Below are 21,933 nucleotides of genomic sequence, written 5' to 3'. Positions count from 1 at the left end.
TGTGTTATTTCCTACTGAAGAACTACTTTCTTCACAATGCTTCCTTTATCTGAAATCACTTTCATGTAATAAATTCCTTTTGAGTAACTACTTAGATCAAAAGTCTTAGTATAACCTAAAGTATTGAATGAAGGCTCTTCAAAGATAATCTCACCTCGCATTGAAATAATTTGCAAACTTGCTTGATTAGCTTGATCTGTTTCAATTTGGAGAGTGACGTTACCATTAGTAGGATTCGGGAATACTGATAAATTACCAATTGTACTATTCTCTTTCAAGCCAACTTTACATGAGTCCGTAATTGTAATCCATGCCGTATCGCCAACAGTTTTACAGTTTGCATTCGAATTTAATTCTACTGTATAGAAATATCTAGTATTAAGACTTAACCTTTTTGGATCAACTCCAACAGTTTGAATAGTCTTACCGTCTGCTGTAGGATCATTACTTGACCACTTATAGGTAGCATTCAAGCCAATGTTTGCTCCACCATTTATATAGAATGTAGTGTCATTACATATTACAGTATCCATTGCTGAGTATCCTGTTTCTGGAAATGATGCAATTACTCCAATAACTGGTATTCTCGGTGCGGAGAAACAACTGTCTTTTTGGGAAGCAATATAAAATGTGTCAGTTTCATTTAAAGATCGGTTGTAGTTATTTCCAAAAGTCAATACACCTGATGTAGTTGGGTCATTATACCAAAATACTCTGGTAATCCCTGCAGGGGCATTTGCGCTCAGTTGCACAGTACCTGGACCACACAAGGTGTCGTTAATAGGAGTAGGTGAAGGTACTTGGGTAACATTAACAGTTAAAACATTTGAGTAAACTGAATCACAAATTTTTGCTCGATATTGGTTGACAGGAAGTGTTGGAATAACTAAATGTACCGCAGAATCTCTAGTTAGACCAAAGTCATCCGACCAGTTTGTTCCATTTAATCTTTGCCATCTAATTGCCCCAATAAAGTTAGTATTTGTTAAGACAACACCTGTTCCTTGACAAACAGTTAGTGAACTAGCTGAAGCTACACCGGGATTTCTTCTTGTTACAATATTGGCTGGTCTTAGCGTGTCTGTGCCGGGTACAGTATCTCTATTGGATAGCATGTTCGTTACAACAAGAAACCCGTAGTCTGCACCAATTTCAGACATATCAAAACCTGTAAAAGATACTTCGGTGCTTCGGTCTGTTAAAAGCGGGGTTCCTCCAGGGTTAGATGAATTTGTTTTTACAACATACCTAGCGGTGTCCCATGGTGTGCCATTTTTAGTGACAAATACTTTAATCAATACGGAGTCTATGGAGAAGTCTATTGGTTGAGCGCCATAGTTTTGTAAAGTTACTTTTACAGGTTGATCATTGTTGTAACAAGTGAATTTACTTGTGTCAGGCTTACTCATTCTTACAGGTCCAATATCGATGTCTGTTAGATCATAAATAAATATGTCATCAATAGCCATATTAGTTGCAAACCCTGATCCTTTTCTACCCACAAAGCGAACTCTAGCTTGTTTACCTTTTGCAACAGTTAAATCAACTGTTCTAACCTTCCAAGCATCGTTAATACTGGATTGATCACTGTTTTTCAAACTGTCAACTGCTATCCAAGGTCCATCTGTTGAAACATAAACAAACAAGTCACCCATATCGAACCCAAAACGGTGGTACCAGTATTTGAGTCTTGGAGCGACGATATTAGTGAAATCAATACATGTAGATTCCAGAATTGCCTCTTCTCCTGGAAATCCTTTACTACCATCTGTATGAAAGTATTTTCCAGAGTTATTGCCTCTAGTGTGATCAAATCGAGGTCCTGTTGCGCCTGCTGCTAATCCCGATGCAGAAGTGCCAGATTTTAATGTCCAGCTGAATGAATTGTTGCCAGTTGATGCTGTCCAACCGTTAACATGATTTCCACTGGTATTATTACCAAAACTAAAGGTTTCAAATGTTTCTACATAAGGAACAGTAATAGGGGTGATATGATTAATAGAAATGCTTGAAATATTGTCAGTTGTGTCAATATCTGTTGCTAAAATAACTTTACCTGAAATATTAAATACCTTATATGTTGAAAGGTCGGCACATTGTGTAAAAGTTAATGTTTTAGATTTAAAAGGAGCAAGTGTTAGCGGAAATGTTTGCTGAACAGGACTACCACCATCTACACTATATTCCGCAGTTACAGAGTATAGTGTATCTCTTCCTACGTTTTTAAAGCTAAATTGTACTTGGTCACAACTACTGTAATTACAATTACCTGGAGCAGGTGCAGTAATTTTGGTCAAGGCTCCTTGACCAGGAAATGCATCAAGTATCTCAAAGTCATCGATAGCCATATTGTCATTTGCACCCGCTGTGGTTTTGAAAGCTCTAAATCTAATATTTGCATATTGTCCTGCAAACTGTGTTAATCCTATTACTTTTCTTCTCCAAGCCTGCGTTCGGGAGGTTTGTTGTTGACCTACAATTGAATCAATAAGTACATAGTTAGGGAATTGGGTACTTTTAGCATATACATATAATTTACCCATGTGGCTTCCATACATATGATACCAAAAACTCAATACGGGGGTTTGATTATTAAGAAGATTTACACATGGAGTTTCATAGTCAGCGAAATTGTTGACATTTCCGGGAGATCCATTAATTTGAAGAAACTTCGTGGCTCCAGTTGGAGTATGATCCGTACTAGGTCCTGATGAAGTTGAAAATGAGGAAGATCTAACATACCAGCTGTATATGTTTGTACCTGATGGTGTAATTAAAAAGCCTGGACCAACATTAGTGTTCTGATTTATATTTCTCGATGTAAAATCTTCAAGATAAGGAAATGGTAAAACTAAGTTGGTGACTGTCTGGTTTTTTAGTGTATCATTTGAGATATTAACATCTCCAGCTACTTTAACCCACAATTTAAAATTATACGTTTTTACTGTTGATAAATCTACAGTTGTTGAGAAGGTAAAATCCTTGTTTGCACCTGCTAAAATGCTTTCACCAGGTACAAATTGAATCACAGGAGGTCCGCCGTCTACAGAGTAACCATAAGTAACGTTTCCTGTCACATGCGCTGCACCAACATTTTTTACATTTATTGTTACTTGTTCATTTATCAATAATGCACATCCATCACTGGGAGATACTAATGCTTCGACTTTGAGGTCAGGTACTTGAGCGTAAGCTACTGCAGAAATTCCAAGTAGGACTGTAAAAATAGATAGTAATTTTTTCATAGTAAATCTAAATATGTGACTTCTTAAGGCCATAAAAATATTAAAAAAATAAGGAATCATAACTACGATTCCTCACTTTAGACGATTTTATTCTTAATATAGTTGTATGGACTTAGTGAATTCCTTTTTCTGCTAAGTATCTTTCTGCATCTAAAGCCGCCATACATCCTGTCCCAGCAGCTGTTACGGCTTGTCTGTAAATTTTGTCAGCTGCATCTCCTGATGCAAAAACGCCTTCTATGTTGGTTTTAGAAGTTCCTGGTATTACTTTTAAGTAGCCAACATTGTCCATCTCTAACCAGCCTTTAAAGATGTCAGTATTGGGTTTGTGACCAATGGCAACGAAGAAACCAGTTACAGGAATTACTTTTTCTTCTCCTTTTAAATTGTCATACACTCTAACGCCTTCTACGCCTTTATCACCTAAAACTTCTTTAGTTTCATGATTAAATAGAACTTCAATATTTGGAGTGTTTAGAACTCTGTGTTGCATTGCTTTGGAGGCTCTTAATTCATCTTTTCTCACCAACATTGTTACTTTTGAACAGAGTTTTGCTAAGTAAGATGCTTCCTCAGCTGCAGTATCTCCGCCCCCTACAATGGCAACTTCTTGCCCTTTAAAAAAGAAGCCATCACAAACGGCACATGCACTTACACCAAATCCGTTTAAACGTTGTTCTGATTCCAACCCTAACCATTTAGCTGATGCACCAGTTGCAATAATTATGCTATCCGCTGTGATGGTTTTATTGCCATCTATGATAACTTTATGGATGGGTCCTGTAAAATCTACCTCTGTAGCCATGCCAAAACGAACGTCTGTTCCAAATCTTTTTGCTTGTTTTTCAAAATCTACCATCATTTCAGGACCATTCGCTCCATCAGGGTAACCTGGAAAGTTTTCTACTTCAGTTGTTATTGTCAATTGCCCACCCGGTTGCAATCCCTGATACATAACTGGTTTCATATCAGCACGAGCGGCATAAATAGCAGCGGTATATCCTGCAGGTCCAGAACCAATAATTAAGCATTTAACATGTTCCGTATTAGAGTTTGAATTTGTATCTGACATTTCTTTTGTTATTGGATTATTTTTAAATTTTTCAAGAGTCCAAATTTATCAATTTAAATAATATCGATTTTGTTAGAATTTTACATTTATGCTATTTAAATTTGTGCCCTTGACGGGACGTAGCTTAGTCCGGTTAAAGTGCGCGTCTGGGGGGCGCGAGAGCGGTGGTTCGAATCCACTCGTCCCGACAATATTTACAAAAAAAGGTAGCTGCTGCTACCTTTTTTTGTTACTTTGATGCCTCATTTCAATTTATGAATCGACTACAACAAAAAGACTTAGTAGTGAAAGGGCAGTTGCTTCCTGTAATGGAGCATTTCTATACCATTCAAGGGGAGGGATATCAGTCCGGTAAGGCGGCTTATTTTGTTCGATTGGGTGGATGTACTGTAGGGTGCCACTGGTGCGATGTGAAAGATAGCTGGGAAGCCTCGGATCATCCGCTGATGGATGTTGAGGAAATCGGTAAGCTTACTTTGAATGGGAAGGCTGACCTAGTTGTGATTACTGGTGGAGAGCCGGTTACCTACAATTTAGATCCATTAACCAAACAGCTCAAATCCTTGAACAAGTATTTGGCTATGGAAACTTCTGGAGCTTTTCCTCTCACTGGCGAATGGGACTGGATTTGTCTTTCCCCAAAGAAAAATAAGCCACCACAAGAGGAGTTTTATCAATTGGCACACGAATTGAAAGTAATCATTTTTAATAAAGATGATTTCAAATGGGCAGAGCAGCATCGGGCCAGAGTAAACGCAGATTGCAAATTGTACCTGCAGGTGGAGTGGAGTAAATCTGATAGTATGATGCCATTTGTGGTAGAGTATGTTAAAAATAATCCCGAATGGACAATTTCGGTTCAATCTCATAAATATATTGATGTTCCTTAAATTAAAGAAACGAATGAAGATTCTAAAGATTAGTTTTCTGTTAGTGAGTATGATAATGATTTCTTGCCAAGTTAGCATAGCTCAAAATTCTACTTACTCGCATACAAATAAGAAAGCGATTAAACTTTTTGAGGAAGCAAAGGTTTTTTATCAAAATTATCAATTGCCTGAGGCTATTGCTAGACTGAATGATGCGTTAGAGAAAGAATCTAATTTCGTGGAAGCGTATACTTTAATGGGGTATGTTTATGTGGATAGTAAGAATAATGAAGGGGCGCTTCAAAGTTTTAAAAAGGCACTTCAAATTAACCCGGATTTCGCTGCTAGCACGCTATACTTCGTGGGACAATTGGAATTAGAACGAGGGGAATATGTTGCAGCAGAGAAATATTTTCAACAGTTTATGAAGTCTCCTGTTGCGGATTCAAAAATGAGAAATGATGCCTTCGAGAAAATCGATGGTTTAAACTTTGCTATGGAAGCAATTAAAAACCCTGTTCCTTTCAATCCAATCAATTTAGGGGAAGGAGTAAACTCGGCGTATCCTGAATATTTTCCCAGTTTAACAGTAGATGGAGCAACAATGCTCTTCACACGTCAACTTCCAGAGCCGAATTCTCCAGTAAAATACAACGAAGATTTTTATATAAGTGAATGGAGTAGTGGGAAGTGGGGTGAAGCAAAAACACTTGGCTCACCAATCAATACTGAGAATAATGAAGGGGCTCCATCTCTTTCTGCTGACGGGCAATTGCTAATTTTTACTGCATGTGAACTTTATGGTGAATATGGGGGCGGACGAAAAGGATTAGGAAGTTGTGACTTGTTTTTTAGTCAACGGGTTGGTAATCGATGGAATAAGCCAATGAATTTAGGAACAGAAATTAATTCTAAAACATGGGAGACGCAACCTTCTTTTAGTGCGGATGGGAAAACACTATACTTTATTAGACGTGTAAAAGAAAGGAATGGCAATACGCACAGTGATATTTTTGTTTCTGAACTCGATAATGAGGGATATTGGAAGACGCCAGTTAGATTGCCGGATCATATTAATACTCAAAAAAATGAAGAGTCAGTGTTTATTCATCCAGATGGACAAACGCTATATTTCGCTTCGAATGGTCACCTAGGAATGGGGGGATTGGATATTTACATTGCACGAAAAAATGAAAAGGGGGAATGGGGGATACCTATGAACTTAGGATATCCTATCAATACCTTTAAAAATGAAAATTCTATTCTTATTTCTCCCGATGGTAAAAAAGCTTATTTCGCTTCAGATCGAGAAGGAGGTTTTGGAGGGTTGGATTTGTATGAGTTTGAGTTACCTAAAAGTGTTCAGCCTCAGACGGTCTCTTATTTAGCAGGGAAAGTTATCGATGCTGACACTCGACAGCCTTTAGGAAGTAGGTTTGAGCTCTATAATCTTGAGAATGAAGAATTAGTTGTTTCTTCATACTCAGATCAAGAGAATGGTGATTTTTTGGTGGCCTTGCCATTGGCTAAAAATTATGCATTAAACGTTTCGAAGCCTGGTTATCTTTTCTATTCTGAAAACTTTACTTTGAAAGAGAAAAAGGACGATAGACCTTATGAAAAGAATATCGCATTGAAAAAAATTAAGGTGGGGGAAAAGGTTATACTGAGAAATATTTTTTATGCTACCAATAAATACGATTTGTTAGCTGAGTCTAAATCTGAACTGAAGAAATTGGTGGAATTTTTAGATAGAAATAGTGCCATTAAAGTAGAGATTGGTGGTCATACAGATGATGTTGGTTCAACAGCGTTAAATCAAGAATTGTCCAATAATCGAGCAAAGGAGGTTTATCTCTATCTGATTGGGAAAGGTATAGATTCTTCACGTTTGAGCTATAAAGGATTTGGTGCAAATGAGCCTGTTGCGTCAAATGCAACGGAAGAAGGGCGAGCTCAAAACAGAAGGACAGAATTTACGGTAGTTGCTATTAACTAGAAACTGGCATTAATATCGTCTTTAATGACAAATGAACCAGGGAAAGCGCCAATCATCTCATCATAGAATTGCAACACTTGAATTCTATTTTCAAAGTCACCAACTCTGATTTTAAAGTTTGGTTGTTGATAGATTAAATACGTTGGTACATCCGGATAAATTTTTAAAAAGTTACTCTGAGCATTAATCGCTTCTATTCGGGCAAGACCTGAATGAATTTGTACTCTATAGCCCACATCTTTCTTAGTGCTGTTGTATTTTTGAACTAAAATTCCAACGTTCACATTTTCTTGAACTTCTATTTTGCCTGAATCTGCAGGGATTGATGGATTTTCTATTATTATGCTCACTGATTTTGCAGGTTTCAGTTTAGCTGGAGCCTCTGCTTGATTATTTTTTGTTTGAGCATTTAAGCTAAAAGCAATGATTGCAGAGCTAATAAACAGTCCTATCTTTTTCATATCTAAATTTTGTGCAAACCTATAAAATTCATGCCAAACAAATGTGCTTTGGAAAAAAATACAGTAGAATATCTTTTTAATCGAGTAACTAAATTAATGTAAATTTTGCAAGAATTAACAGTTATTTAGAATCATTATAAATTAAGTCTCGAAGATGTAATTTCACTACAAATAGTAAGGTAAAAACGATGTTTCTTATAAATTTGCGCCACGTAACGGCATATAATATTCATTTATTTTTGCGACACAAACGTAATACTTTAAATATGAACGCATTTCCACAAAGGTCTATCAAAAACACGTTATACGGTTTGTTATTTGCAGTGTTGACTCTTTCTGCAACTATTTCTAAGGCTCAAGATGGTGAAAAACTATTCAAATCTTATTGTGCTTCTTGTCATTATGCCAATGAAGGCGTTTTAGTAGGTCCTGGTTTAAAAGGGGTTACTGAAAAATATGAGATGTCTTGGATTCTTAAATGGGTGAAAAATTCTCAAGAATTAATTAAGGCAGGAGACGCAGATGCGATTGCTGTGTACGAGAAGTTTAATAAGGTGATTATGCCTGCTCAGCCAGTTACGGATGAGGAGATAAAAGCAATTTTTACTTATGTGGATGAAAGTGCTGCCGCTGCTGCGTCTGCTCCAGCTGCCACTGCGGATGGTTCGTCAGAGGTTGTGGGAGCTGAGGTTTCTTCGGAAACCACTAGTCCATATTTAATTTTCTTAGGTGCGATAGTGGTTTTGATTATCGTAATTGGAATCCTCAGGAAAGTGAATTATTCGTTAGCTACCGTTGTAGACAAAGATGCTGCGGGTGACGAAAAAGATATGTGGTCTGCATTGTTAGATTGGGGTGCTAAAAATAGAAAATTTGTAGTGCTTCTGGTTTTAGGTTTGATTGTGTTGGTGGCTAAGGCAGGATGGGACGCCGCTTTGAATGTCGGAGTTTATACTGACTATCAGCCAGAGCAGCCCATTAAATTTTCTCATCAATTGCATGCAGGGCAAAATAAAATTGATTGTAATTACTGTCACAGTGGTGCAAGAAATAGTAAGTCTGCAGGAATACCATCTGCAAATTTGTGTATGAACTGTCACACATATATCAATGAAGGTCCACAATACGGAAAAGAAGAGATTGCTAAAATTTATAAGGCTCTGGATTTTGATCCCGTAACCAAAACATACGGAGAAAATACATCGCCAATTAAGTGGATTAAGGTTCATAATTTACCGGATCACGTGTATTTTAACCACTCTCAGCACGTAACTGTAGGGCAGATTGCATGTCAAAAATGTCATGGGCCAGTTGAGGAAGAGTATACAGTAGGAAAGCAGTTTGCTCCATTAACAATGGGCTGGTGTATTGATTGCCACAGAGAGACTAAAGTTCAAACGGAAGGTAATGGTTATTATGATGAGATTCATAAACGACTTCCTGAAGATTTAAAAGCAAAGTATTTAGAGAACGGTGTTATTAATGTAGACGAACTTGGCGGTATAGAATGCGCTAAATGTCACTACTAAAATAAGATTAACGATTCCACAAAGTTTCAATTGATATCTATGGATAAGACTAAAAAATATTGGAAAGGAACTGAAGAGTTGAATAACTCATCAGATTTTTCAACAGCTAAAAACAACGAGTTTCAAGAGTATTTGCCAACTGAAGAGTTTTTAGGTGATAAGGAAGTTTTAGAGAATTCTTCCACATCGAGAAGAGATTTCTTAAAGTATCTTGGATTTGGGGTGACTGCAGCTTCTTTGGCAGCGTGCGAAACTCCTGTAAACTATGCATTGCCTTACGTTGTTAAGCCAGATAGTGTAACTCCAGGTATTGCAAATTGGTATGCCTCTAGTTTTTCAGACGGTAATGATTATGCTAGTATTTTGGTAAAGACAAGAGAAGGTCGACCAATCAAAATTGAAGGAAATAAGCTTTCTGAGGTTACCAAGGGTGGAGTTAACGCCCGTGTTAATTCATCAGTTCTATCTTTGTATGATGGGAAGAGAATAAAATACCCTATGATTGATGGGGAGAAAATTTCTTGGAGTTCATTTGATAGCACATTGAAAAATGCACTTAAGAATATTGAAGGAAAGTCGGGTCAGATAAGAATTTTAACGAATACTCTATTAAGTCCTTCTACGAAATATTTAATTGAGGATTTTAAAGCTAAATTTCCTGCGATTACTATAGAGCATATTACTTATGATGCTATTTCTTTGAGTGGGATGTCAGAGGCTAATAACCTTGCGTTTGGTAAGAAAGTAATTCCTACTTATCACTTTGATAAAGCTAAAGTAATTGTATCTGTGGGTGCCGATTTTCTAGGAAACTGGATATCTCCGATTCAAATCGCAAAAGAGTACGCAAAAAATAGAAAGCCGGAAAACGCTTGGATGTCAAAACATTTTCAGTTTGAGTCAAGTTTTTCTATGACAGGAACTAACGCCGACTATAGAACACCAATTAAACCATCAGAGCATGGGAAAGTATTAGTCTCTCTATATAATCAAATTGCATCAAAGTTGGGGGGGAGTTCATTAGGAGCTTCTTCAACTTCAGCGGACGAAAGTATTTCAAAAGCTGCTGCAGCATTGGTAGCTGCAAAAGGGGAAACGTTGGTTGTCTCCGGCTCAAATAACGTTAATGATCAATTGATTGTAAACGGTATTAATCATTTATTAGGAAATTACGGCACGACACTAGATATTGATAATCCTTCGTTTTACAGACAAGGAGATGATGCAGCAGTTGTAAAACTTGCTAAAGAAATCAATTCTGGAGTAGTTGATGCAATTTTTATTGCAGGTGTAGACCCTGTTTATTCTATGCCGGCCGCTTTAAACTTTGCGGAAGGTTTGGCGAAGGTTAAAACAAGAGTCTCATTTGCGACGCGTCCAAATGCTACATCTGAAGCATGCAATTTTGTAGCCCCTGACAATCACTATTTAGAATCATGGAATGATCACAATCCAGTTTATGGTCATTACTCAATTTCTCAACCTGTTATTTCTAAATTATTTGATACTCGTCAGATGCAAGATTCATTCTTGGCTTGGATGGGAGAAGAGGTAGATTTTTATGCATACATGCGAAAGACTTGGGAGGCTAAAGCTTATCCACAGCAAACCGTAAGTCTTAATTTCAACGACTTTTGGAATACTGTAGTTAGCGATGGTGTATTTAAGCACAATTTAAACGCCCCTACAGCAACTGTTTTTGTTGGTGATTTGAATGCTGCTGCGGCCTCTATTGCGAAGGTTAGTGGAGCAGATTGGGAAATCGAATTTTATCAAAAAGTAGGAATAGGATTTGGTATGGATGCTCATAACCCTTGGTTGCAAGAGCTACCTGACCCAGTGTCAAAAATTACCTGGGATAACTATATTACTATGAACCCATCAGATGCTCGTGAATTAGGGTATGCAACTGAATATGGTGAGCAAAAGGATGCGAATGTAGCCAACTTTACGATTAACGGTGTTGTTTTGGAGGGAGTGCCTGTTGTATCACAACCAGGTCAAGCTAAAGGAACCCTTGGTGTTGCTGTTGGATATGGTAGAACTATAGGAAAAGAAGATCAGATAGTTGGGTTTAATGCTTATCCTGCAATAGGTTTAATGGCAGGAAGTATGTCAACTTACTCTACTGATGTTACTTTCGAGATGGCTTCAGGGAGTCATCAAATTGCAACTACTCAAACTCACCAAACAATAATGGGTCGAGATTCAGTTGTGAGAGAAACTACTTTTGGAACATTTAAAAATGGATCTAAAGACGATTACAACCCACCTCATTTGTTAGCTACTCATGATGGTCCAATAAATACCACTGATGCTACCCTATGGGGAGAGCACCCTGTAGAAGGTGTAGGTCACCGTTGGGGAATGACTATTGATATGAATTCTTGTATTGGTTGTGGATCTTGTGTTACTTCTTGTAACTCTGAAAACAACGTTCCTGTTGTTGGAAAGGATGAAGTACGAAGATCTAGAGAGATGCATTGGATGCGAATTGATAGGTATTTTAGTAGTGAAGAAGAGCAAAAATCAGTAGACGATAGAAGTTATGGTTTGATGGAAATTGCTGAAGATAATCCAAAGGTTGTGCACCAACCGATGATGTGTCAACACTGTAATCACGCTCCTTGTGAGACTGTTTGTCCTGTAGTTGCTACAACTCATAGTAATGAGGGATTAAACCAAATGACTTACAATAGATGTATCGGAACTAGGTATTGTGCAAACAACTGTCCTTATAAAGTTCGTCGCTTTAACTGGTTTAACTATATGGGTAATAGTGATTTCGCTAGCATTAACCCATCTCAAGACGATTTAGGACGTATGGTATTGAACCCAGACGTAACAGTAAGAGCAAGAGGTGTTATGGAGAAGTGTAGCATGTGTGTTCAACGAATTCAAGAAGGGAAGTTAACCGCTAAGAAAGACAGTAGAAAAGTGAAAGATGGAGAAATTCAGACTGCTTGTGCTTCTGCTTGCCCTACAGATGCAATTATTTTTGGTGATTTGAATGATCAAGGAACTTTGGTTAGAAAAATTGCTGACAGTGATCGCTCATATAGAGTAATTGAAGAAGTCGGAACAGAACCTAACATTTACTACCAAGTTAAGGTTAGAAATATAGAAGTAGAAGCATAATTTATAGTAATTAGCAAAATAGTAATATAATGCATCAGGAATCAGCAATAAGAGAACCACTTATATTAGGAGATAAATCCTATAGCGATATTACAAATGATGTGCTTAAGCCAATAGTTGGTAAGGCAGATCGTTCGTGGTACATTGTTTTTGGTCTAGCTTCAGTTATGGCCCTATGGGGAATCGGTTGTATCCTATATTTGTTAGGAACAGGTATTGGAACATGGGGATTGAATAAAACTGTCGGTTGGGCGTGGGATATTACCAACTTTGTATGGTGGGTAGGTATTGGTCACGCAGGAACTTTAATTTCTGCAGTATTGTTATTGTTTCGTCAAAAGTGGAGAATGGCAATTAACCGTTCTGCTGAGGCTATGACAATTTTTGCAGTAATGATGGCTGCGGTTTGGCCTGGTATCCACATGGGAAGAATTTGGTTAGCTTATTTTGTTTTTCCATTACCAAACCAATTTGGTTCACTTTGGGTAAACTTTAATTCTCCTTTATTGTGGGATGTATTTGCGATTAGTACTTATTTCTCTGTATCATTGGTATTCTGGTATATCGGTTTAATACCTGATTTTGCTACTATTCGTGATAAAGTAACTCAAGTAGTACCTAAAAAAGTTTATGGTTTATTAGCATTTGGATGGACTGGTAACGCGAAAGCGTGGAATAGATTTGAAGAGGTTTCGCTTGTTTTAGCTGGTTTAGCTACTCCACTTGTATTTTCCGTTCACTCTATTGTATCTATGGATTTTGCTACTTCAGTCATTCCTGGATGGCACACTACGATTTTTCCTCCTTACTTTGTTGCGGGGGCGGTATTCTCTGGTTTCGCTATGGTTAACACTTTGTTGATTATCATGAGAAAAGTGTTGAATTTAGAAAATTACATACACATTAAGCATATCGAGTATATGAACATTGTAATAATCGTTACAGGTTCTATTGTTGGTGTTGCTTACTTGACAGAGCTATTCGTTTCTTGGTATTCTGGAGTAGAGTATGAGTCTTATGCATTTATAAATAGAGCAACAGGACCTTACTGGTGGGCATATTGGGCAATGATGACATGTAACGTTATCTCACCTCAAGTATTCTGGTTTAAGAAATTGAGAACCAACATTACTTTTACCTTCTTTATGTCGATAATTGTAAATATTGGTATGTGGTTCGAAAGATTCGTAATTATTGTTACTTCATTGCACAGAGACTACTTGCCTTCAAGCTGGACTATGTTCCACCCAACATTTGTAGATATAGGATGTTTCATTGGTACAATCGGAATCTTCTTCGTACTATTCTTGTTGTTTGCTAGATTTTTCCCTGTATTAGCATTGAATGAATTGAAATCGATTTTAAAATCATCAGGAGAGGCTTACAAAAAGCAAACTCTAGAGCATTAATAATATATAATTAAAGAAAATGGCTGATAAAGTTATATACGCAACTTATGATGATGAGCAGGTTCTTTTAAAAGGAGCTAAAGACTTAGTATCAAAAGGAATTTACATCAGAGATGTCTACTCTCCGTTTCCGATTCATGGACTAGACCCAATTATCGGTGTTAAACACACTAGAATAGCTATTACTGCATTTATATATGGCTGTATAGGGTTGTTGTTAGCAGTGTTTGGCATGTGGTTCTTTATGATTCAAGATTGGCCAATGAATATTGGAGGTAAACCTAACTTTACTTTAATCGATAATTTACCTGCATTTGTGCCTATTTCATTTGAGTTCACTGTTCTTTTAGCAGCGCATGGTATGGCATTAACCTATTTCCTGAGAAACTGGACGTTGCCTGGAGTAAAAGCAAGAAACCCGTATCCGGAAACAACAGATGATAAATTTGTAATGGAATTGCATTTGCACGACAATCATGACCAATCAGAAGCTGAATTGGAAGAAATGCTTAAAGCAACAGGAACAACAAGAATTGAAGCTAGATAAGAAAAATTACGAGGCATAGACATGAAAAATAATAGAATCATAACAAAGGTATTACTTACAGGAGCATTTGCATCTGTTGTTTTATCATCTTGTGGAGACCCAAACAGTCCAGGGCTTGAATACATGCCTGATATGTATAGATCTCCGGCCATTGAAACATATGTAGATTACGAATATCCAGATTCAATGTCTGCGCGATTACCGGTTGAAAACACAATTCCTAGAGGATATAAACCATATCCGTTTGCCAACACAACTGAAGGTTATGAGGAAGCTGGTCAAAAATTAGCTATTCCTTTTAAAGTAACTGATGAAATGTTAGTGAAGGGTGGAGCTTTGTATGCTTCTTTTTGTCAACATTGTCATGGTCCAAAAGGTCAAGGTAAGGGTTCTATTAATCATCCAGCATACAGTGCGGTACCTTCTTATACAGATGAGAATAAAACAAGGAGAGGTGGAAGGTCGATGTCTGAGTTAGCACCTGGTCATATTTACCACACTATTATGTATGGTTTAAACGCGATGGGACCTCATGCGGCGCAGTTGAACGATGAAGAAAGATGGTTAATTGTTGCTTATGTGCAAAAATTACAAGGTAAAAATCCTGAAGCAATGAAAGAGGTTGCAGTAGAAGAGATACCGAATGAAACTAATGAAACAGCAGAAACTGTTGCAGAATAATTTAAGAAAGTAAAAAACAGCTAATATGGACTTCATATTTACAAATAAATCAAAAATCACCTTTGCAATTTTTATGGCAATTGGTTTGATCGCCCTAATAGTTGGGATGCCTCATGATGCTGAAAGTAATACTCGTTTTTGGGCAAATATTCTAGTAAATGGATTTTTCTTTTTTGGAATTTCTTTAGGAACCTTGTTTTTCTTGGCATTACAATATGCTACAGAAGCTTCCTATTTAACAGTTCTGAAAAGAGTTTTTGAAGGAATATCTCAGTATATGTGGGTTGGGGCAATTACCTTGATTATTTTCTTTGCTGCTTGTTCTTTGCATTGGAACCATATCTATCATTGGATGGATCCTGCAGCTACGCATGAATTCGTTATAGAGGGCACTATTGATTCTGCACATCCAGAGTATACTAATGATGCAACTGTCGAAGGTGCTATTGAGAATCATCACTATGATTCTATAATTGCTGGTAAGACTGCTTACCTTAATCAAGGTTTTTTCTGGTTAAGAACCATCGCTTATTTAGCAGTTTGGTTATTTTTTGTAAATCTTTTTAGAAAGAGATCATTAAAGGAAGACCAAGAAGGAGGAACTAAAATCCACTTCAAGAATATGGTTTATAGTGCTATTTTCTTAGTTTTCTTTGCTTATACTTCATCAACTGCATCTTGGGATTGGTTAATGTCAATTGATACCCACTGGTTTAGTACGTTGTTTGGTTGGTATGTATTCTCCGGAATATGGGTAAGCGCAATGATTACTATTGTACTATTAACACTTTATTTAAAGTCAAAGGGATATCTTGAAGTTGTGAATAAATCACATATGCATGATATTACTAAATGGATGTTTGCAATCAGCTTTTTATGGAGTTACTTATGGTTTTCTCAATTTATGTTGATTTGGTATTCAAATATACCTGAAGAAGTAACCTACTACATGACAAGAATTGAACATTACAGAGGATTGTTTTTTGGAGTTTTCGCTGTTAACTTTATTATGCCTATGGTCATTTTAATGTCGAGAGATTCAAAACGAAGTATTGGCTATGCGCTTGTTGTTGGTATTGTTATTTTCATCGGACATTGGTTAGATGTATTCTTGATGGTAATGCCTGGAACTGTAGGTAGTCACTGGCACTTTGGTTTCTTAGAGATTGGTACTTTTATAGGGTTCTTAGGATTATTCTTATTCACTGTGTTTAGATCTTTAGCTAAAGCACCACTTGTTGTTAAGAATCACCCTTTCCTTGATGAAAGTAAACATTTACACATTTAAAAATAAACACTAAAAGGTTTTTGCAATGCTAGATTTGCTAATTATTGTATCGGTTGTATTGGGCATCATCGCTCTTGCTCAATTAATTAAAGTATTGGAACTTGCTGGGAAAGCAAAAGGTGAAAATTCTTGGGATGTTACCGATAAGGACAACAGAACTCAAGCGAGATTAATGCCGGTATTCCTTGTGGTTTACTTCTTATTCATCATTTATCAGATGGTGGCATGGGGTGGATACCTGCTGCCTGTTTCAGCCTCGCATCATGGTGAAACGATTGACAACCTGATGATGACTTCTTGGATCATTATATTTCCAGTATTTATATTGACTCATATCTTGTTGTTCTATTTTGCTTGGAAATATTCTTATGATAAAAATAGAAGAGCTGAGTTTTTTCCTCATAGTAATAAATTAGAATTGTTATGGACTATTGTTCCTACGGTGGTTCTTTCTATACTTATTCTATACGGGTTGAATACTTGGAATAATATTACTACTCCTGTTTCTGCAGAGGAAGATCCTGTTTTAATTGAAGTTTATGCTTATCAATTTGGTTGGATAGCAAGATATGCCGGAGAGGATAGAGCTTTAGGTAGTGCAAATGTTAGAAATATTGAAGGGGTAAATGCCTTGGGTATGGATTCTACAGATGCCAATGGATGGGACGATAAAATTGTTAGAGGAGAATTTCATTTACCGGTTAATCGACCAGTACAATTCATTTTTAGAGCACAAGATGTGATCCATAGTGCATATATGCCACATTTTAGAGCTCAAATGAACTGTGTTCCAGGTATGACTACCCGTTTTAATTTCATCCCAACAATTACAACGATGGAGATGAAGAAAATTACACAGAACGAAGATTTTAACTATATTCTACTTTGTAATAAAATTTGTGGTGCAGCTCACTACAACATGCAGATGGATATCATCGTTGAAAGCGAAGCAGATTTTGATGCTTGGTTAGCTGAACAAAAAGAGTTTTTACCTATGGATGGTAAACCAAAGGCTTCTGATAGTGCCACTGAAGAGGTGGTGGAAGAAGTTTTGGAAGAAACAGCTACTTCATCAATTAATTAATTTAGTAAATCAGTAAGACTTAAAATAATTTCCATGTCTACACATACACATCACCACGATAACGACTTTTTGTTCAAGTACATTTTTAGTACGGATCACAAAATGATTGCGAAGCAATTCTTACTTACCGGAACTGTTATGGGTTTCATTGGTATGATGATGTCTTTATTTTTTAGAATTCAATTGGGTTGGCCAGGAGAAAGTGTTCCATTGTTGGAAACATTTCTAGGTGATTGGGCTCCAGGTGGAGTGTTAGCTCCAGATAAATACCTTGCATTGGTAACTATTCACGGTACCATCATGGTATTCTTTTTACTGACTGCTGGTCTTAGTGGTACTTTTAGTAACCTATTGATTCCACTTCAAATTGGAGCAAGAGATATGGCATCTGGTTTCATGAATATGCTGTCATATTGGTTCTTTTTCCTTTCAAGTGTGATCATGTTGATTTCATTATTTGTTGAAGGCGGACCTGCATCAGGTGGTTGGACAATTTATCCTCCTTTGAGTGCATTACCTGAAGCTATACCTGGTTCAGGTATGGGAATGACTTTGTGGATTGCTTCTATGGCTGTATTTATTGTTTCCTCATTGTTAGGTTCATTGAACTATATTGTAACAATTTTGAATCTAAGAACAAAAGGAATGTCAATGACCAGAATGCCTTTAACTATTTGGGCATTCTTCGTAACAGCGATTTTAGGAGTACTTTCTTTCCCTGTATTGTTAGGGGCAGTATTGTTGTTATTGTTTGACCGATCTTTCGGAACTAGTTTCTACTTGTCTGATATTTTTATCGCAGGGAAAGCATTAGAAGTTGAAGGTGGTAGCCCTATTTTATTTGAACATTTATTTTGGTTTCTTGGTCACCCTGAAGTTTATATTATTTTATTACCTGCCTTAGGTATTACTTCAGAGGTTGTTGCTACTAATTCTAGAAAGCCAATTTTTGGATATAGAGCCATGATTGGATCAATTTTAGCAATTGGATTTATCTCTGTATTAGTATGGGGTCACCATATGTTTGTTACGGGTATGAGTCCATTTTTAGGAGCTGTGTTTACTTTCACTACTTTATTGGTTGCAATTCCTTCCGCTGTTAAAGTATTTAACTATTTGACTACCCTTTGGAAAGGGAATATTAAATTTACTCCTGCAATGCTATTTGCCATAGGGTTGGTTTCTACGTTTATTACAGGAGGATTAACGGGTATTATCCTTGGAGACTCTGCCCTAGATATAAATGTTCACGATACCTATTTTGTAGTGGGTCACTTTCACATTGTGATGGGACTTTCAGGTACTTTTGGTATGATCTGCGGTGTTTATCATTGGTTCCCTAAAATGTTTGGAAGAATGTTAGATAAGCGATTGGGGTTTGTTCATTTTTGGTTGACAATCACTTCAGCTTACGGGGTATTTTTCCCAATGCACTTCTTAGGTCTAGCGGGTGTGCCGAGGAGATATTATTCTAATACCGCTTTCCCTTTGTTTGAAAATTTAATTGATATTAATGTGACGATTAGTGTTTTTGCACTTATTGGTGGCGTTGCACAATTTATTTTCTTGTATAATATGATATACTCGATCTTCAAAGGGCCAAAAGCTCCAAAGAATCCTTGGTTATCTAATACCTTAGAGTGGACAACACCTGTTGAACATATTCATGGTAACTGGCCAGGTGAAATTCCTGAAGTTCATAGATGGCCTTACGATTATAGTAAACCGGGTTCAGAGGAAGATTATATTCCACAGACTGTGCCGTTAGGTCCAGATGAAAAAGATGAAGGTCATTAAGACTTATTAACACCTATCAATATACAATGTCCTTAACTTCGTTAAGGGCATTTTTTTATTAATCTCTTTTAATTGAAGAAATTATTCAGTGTAGTATTTGTAGTCTGTATATGTACATCAATTTTTGCTCAATCATTTGAGAGAGATATCCGTGATGCATTAAAGACAAAACCAGTGCTTGACTTAAGATTGGATTCTAGACATTCCTTTATCAACCAATCTGGAGTGAATGTATTTGGAGTGAAAGGAGGGATCGAATTTGACCGTAAACTTAGATTTGGTTTAGGTTTTAATATACTTTCTACCCCGCTTAGAACTTCAATCTCATACTTAGAAAATGGTATATTGAAAACTAGTGACCAAGCTCGATTAGTTTTCTATCATGTTTCACCGTATACTGAATATGTTTTTTATAAAGGGGAACGGTGGGAGATGAGTATACCTGTTCAATTTGGAATAGGGAATTCATACTATACATTGAATACTGATAATGGCCGTATTAATCGAAATCGACAGTTTATATTAACCTATGAACCTGCGATCACTGCTCAGTACAAAATTCTAAAGTATTTCGGGCTAGGGTTTGGAGTTGGCTATCGATTAATGATTATAGATAACAAAGCGGTAAAGGAAAGCTTTAACTCGCCAGTTTATATATTTAGATTTAAGATCTTTTTTGGCGAAATTTATAAAGATTTATTAAAGTAATTTTAAACATGATTGAGCACTTAGATCCAAATTATGAACCCTCAGGTAATGCAGAAAAGGATTTCGAAAGAGTTCTTCGCCCCATAACATTAGAGGATTTTGCTGGACAAAGAGTCGTTACTGATAATTTAAGAGTTTTTGTGGAAGCGACCCTGCAAAGGGAAGAAGCATTGGATCATGTGTTATTGCATGGGCCTCCCGGTCTTGGAAAAACGACATTAGCCAATATAATTGCTAATGAGCTAAATGTTTCCATTCGTATTACCTCAGGTCCTGTTCTGGAGAAACCAGCAGATTTGGCCGGATTATTAACTAACCTCGATGAAGGGGATGTATTATTTATTGACGAAATACATCGTTTAAGTCCAGTTGTGGAAGAATATTTATATTCAGCAATGGAGGATTATAAAATTGATATATTAATAGATTCTGGACCCAATGCGAGAACCGTACAAATAAAATTGAATCCTTTTACTTTAATCGGTGCTACCACTCGAGCTGGTCTTTTAACAGCACCTTTGAGAGCAAGATTTGGTATTAATTCAAGGTTGGAATACTATGATAAGGAATTATTAAGTACCATCGTAAAACGCTCTTCCCAGATTTTAAATATTTCAATTACTGATGAGGCTGCTATTGAAATTGCTGGCAGAAGCAGAGGAACCCCCAGAATCGTAAATGCCCTATTGAGAAGAGTTCGTGATTTTGCTCAAATTAAAGGGAACGGTAAAATTGATTTGAACATTACTAATGTGGCTCTTTCTGCTTTAAATGTGGACCAGTATGGTTTGGATGAAATGGACAATAGAATCCTTTCAAATATTATTGATAAGTTCAAAGGTGGTCCTGTTGGGTTATCTACTATAGCTACTGCTGTAGGTGAACAAGCGGGAACAATTGAAGAGGTTTACGAACCTTTTTTAATTAAGGAAGGGTTTATCATGCGCACTCCTAGAGGAAGAGAAGTTACTGAGAAGGCTTATAAGCATCTTGGACGTATTAATCATAGAAATACGGGCACTTTATTCGGTAATGACTAAAGTCTCAAAAAATACAGCTACAGTAAAGCGCATAGCTAGGGAATTGGGTTTTGATTTTGTCGGGATTTCCAAAGCAGAAAAGCTAGAGGAGGAAGAGGCGAATCTTATTCAATGGTTAAATAAAGGTCATCATGGTTCAATGAATTATATGACCAACCATTTTGAGAAGCGTCTGGATCCGACCTTACTTGTCGAAGGGTCAAAGTCGGTAGTATCATTAATGTATAATTATTATACTGACGCTAAGCAAAAAGATCCCAATGCGCCTAGAATTTCCACTTATGCCTATGGAGAAGATTACCACTTTATTATCAAAGAAAAGCTAAAGGAATATATCCATCGAATTCAAGAGGAAATAGGAAAAGTAGGAGGAAGAATTTTTGTGGATTCTGCTCCAGTATTAGAACGTGCTTGGGCGAAAAAATCTGGGTTAGGATGGATTGGTAAGAATAGTTTATTAATTAATAAATCTCAGGGTTCATTTTTCTTCTTGGCTGAATTGATTATAGATTTAGAGTTAGAGGCTGATGGCCCTATTAAGGATTATTGCGGCACCTGTACGAAGTGTATTGATGCTTGCCCTACTGATGCAATCGTTAATGATAAAGTAGTCGATGGTAGTAAATGCATCTCTTATTTAACAATTGAATTAAAGGAGGAGGCCATCCCGAATGAATTTAAAGGGAAAATGGAAAACTGGATGTTTGGATGCGATATCTGTCAGGATGTTTGTCCTTGGAATAGGTTTTCTAGAGAAAATAATGAACCAGCATTCCATCCTTCTGATCAACTCTTGAATTTGACCGAAAAGGATTGGATAGAATTGGATGAGCAACTTTACCAGGTTCTTTTTAAAAAATCTCCTGTAAAGAGAGCTAAGTTTAAAGGATTAAAACGCAATATTCAATTCATTAAACCATCTCAAAAACATCCATAATAGTATCCCTATAAATATGTCCAAAAGTACTTAAGCACCAAGCTTGAAGCATAATGGATTCTTCTCTTTTTAGCCATTTTTTAGTTTTTAGCAATTCTTTTTTAAATAGTACTCTATCAAAGCTAACTT

16 protein-coding genes and 1 tRNA gene are annotated in these 21,933 nt (G+C 36.8%); 14 read left to right on the top strand and 3 right to left on the bottom strand.

Annotation, left to right across the window (positions count from 1 at the left end; all coding sequences use genetic code 11):
* Positions 1-11: 11 nt before the first annotated feature.
* Positions 12-3,245, bottom strand: coding sequence for a T9SS type A sorting domain-containing protein (locus GQN54_RS00905; RefSeq protein WP_160631039.1), 3,234 nt, complete (start codon positions 3,243-3,245; stop codon positions 12-14).
* A 112-nt stretch (positions 3,246-3,357) separates the two neighbouring features.
* The gene (gene trxB, locus GQN54_RS00900) at positions 3,358-4,317 is read right to left on the bottom strand and encodes a thioredoxin-disulfide reductase (RefSeq protein WP_160631037.1); all 960 of its coding nucleotides are present in this window, start codon (positions 4,315-4,317) and stop codon (positions 3,358-3,360) included.
* A 113-nt stretch (positions 4,318-4,430) separates the two neighbouring features.
* Here trxB and GQN54_RS00895 point away from each other — a divergent pair.
* From GQN54_RS00895 to GQN54_RS00885, 3 genes are all read left to right on the top strand, one after another.
* Positions 4,431-4,505 (top strand) — tRNA-Pro (locus GQN54_RS00895).
* A 66-nt stretch (positions 4,506-4,571) separates the two neighbouring features.
* Positions 4,572-5,207, top strand: a complete 636-nt coding sequence (locus tag GQN54_RS00890) for a 7-carboxy-7-deazaguanine synthase QueE (RefSeq protein WP_160631035.1) — start codon at positions 4,572-4,574, stop codon at positions 5,205-5,207.
* A 13-nt stretch (positions 5,208-5,220) separates the two neighbouring features.
* On the top strand, positions 5,221-7,185 hold the full coding sequence (locus tag GQN54_RS00885; RefSeq protein ID WP_160631033.1) for an OmpA family protein: 1,965 nt from the start codon (positions 5,221-5,223) through the stop codon (positions 7,183-7,185).
* Here the strand turns inward: GQN54_RS00885 and GQN54_RS00880 are convergent.
* On the bottom strand, positions 7,182-7,646 hold the full coding sequence (locus GQN54_RS00880) for a hypothetical protein (protein ID WP_160631031.1): 465 nt from the start codon (positions 7,644-7,646) through the stop codon (positions 7,182-7,184). The genes GQN54_RS00885 and GQN54_RS00880 overlap by 4 nt on opposite strands.
* A 266-nt stretch (positions 7,647-7,912) precedes the next feature.
* Here GQN54_RS00880 and GQN54_RS00875 point away from each other — a divergent pair, with 266 nt between their 5' ends.
* From GQN54_RS00875 to queG, 11 genes are all read left to right on the top strand, one after another.
* The gene (locus tag GQN54_RS00875; protein ID WP_160631029.1) at positions 7,913-9,175 is read left to right on the top strand and encodes a c-type cytochrome; all 1,263 of its coding nucleotides are present in this window, start codon (positions 7,913-7,915) and stop codon (positions 9,173-9,175) included.
* Between the two features lie 39 nt (positions 9,176-9,214).
* Positions 9,215-12,313 carry a TAT-variant-translocated molybdopterin oxidoreductase gene (locus GQN54_RS00870; RefSeq protein ID WP_160631027.1) on the top strand — a complete coding sequence of 1,033 codons (3,099 nt, stop codon included), beginning with the start codon at positions 9,215-9,217 and terminating at the stop codon, positions 12,311-12,313.
* 29 nt (positions 12,314-12,342) lie between these two features.
* Positions 12,343-13,722, top strand: a complete 1,380-nt coding sequence (gene nrfD, locus GQN54_RS00865) for an NrfD/PsrC family molybdoenzyme membrane anchor subunit (protein WP_160631025.1) — start codon at positions 12,343-12,345, stop codon at positions 13,720-13,722.
* A 19-nt stretch (positions 13,723-13,741) separates the two neighbouring features.
* The gene (locus GQN54_RS00860) at positions 13,742-14,269 is read left to right on the top strand and encodes a DUF3341 domain-containing protein (RefSeq protein WP_160631023.1); all 528 of its coding nucleotides are present in this window, start codon (positions 13,742-13,744) and stop codon (positions 14,267-14,269) included.
* A gap of 21 nt (positions 14,270-14,290) precedes the next feature.
* Positions 14,291-14,950, top strand: coding sequence for a c-type cytochrome (locus GQN54_RS00855; RefSeq protein WP_160631021.1), 660 nt, complete (start codon positions 14,291-14,293; stop codon positions 14,948-14,950).
* A gap of 25 nt (positions 14,951-14,975) precedes the next feature.
* Positions 14,976-16,238: a quinol:cytochrome C oxidoreductase gene (locus GQN54_RS00850; protein ID WP_235932934.1), complete on the top strand. Its 1,263-nt coding sequence runs from the start codon at positions 14,976-14,978 to the stop codon at positions 16,236-16,238.
* A 25-nt stretch (positions 16,239-16,263) separates the two neighbouring features.
* Positions 16,264-17,322 (top strand): cytochrome c oxidase subunit II, encoded by a 1,059-nt coding sequence (locus GQN54_RS00845; protein WP_160631019.1) that lies wholly within the window; start codon positions 16,264-16,266, stop codon positions 17,320-17,322.
* Between the two features lie 33 nt (positions 17,323-17,355).
* Positions 17,356-19,119 carry a cytochrome c oxidase subunit I gene (locus GQN54_RS00840; protein ID WP_160631017.1) on the top strand — a complete coding sequence of 588 codons (1,764 nt, stop codon included), beginning with the start codon at positions 17,356-17,358 and terminating at the stop codon, positions 19,117-19,119.
* A 72-nt stretch (positions 19,120-19,191) separates the two neighbouring features.
* Complete coding sequence (locus GQN54_RS00835) at positions 19,192-19,827, top strand: hypothetical protein (RefSeq protein ID WP_160631015.1); 636 nt, start codon at positions 19,192-19,194, stop codon at positions 19,825-19,827.
* An 8-nt stretch (positions 19,828-19,835) separates the two neighbouring features.
* Positions 19,836-20,867, top strand: coding sequence for a Holliday junction branch migration DNA helicase RuvB (ruvB, locus tag GQN54_RS00830; protein WP_160631013.1), 1,032 nt, complete (start codon positions 19,836-19,838; stop codon positions 20,865-20,867).
* Entirely contained in the window at positions 20,860-21,804 is a 945-nt protein-coding gene (gene queG, locus GQN54_RS00825) for a tRNA epoxyqueuosine(34) reductase QueG (protein ID WP_160631011.1), read from the top strand. Before ruvB ends, queG begins: the two co-directional genes overlap by 8 nt.
* The last annotated feature ends 129 nt before the right edge of the window (positions 21,805-21,933 follow it).

The sequence above is a fragment of the Acidiluteibacter ferrifornacis genome, from assembly GCF_009909615.1.
Lineage (GTDB): Bacteria > Bacteroidota > Bacteroidia > Flavobacteriales_E > Vicingaceae > Acidiluteibacter > Acidiluteibacter ferrifornacis.
Note: the sequence above shows the minus strand (reverse complement) of the source record. Positions and strands in the feature narration are given on the sequence as shown.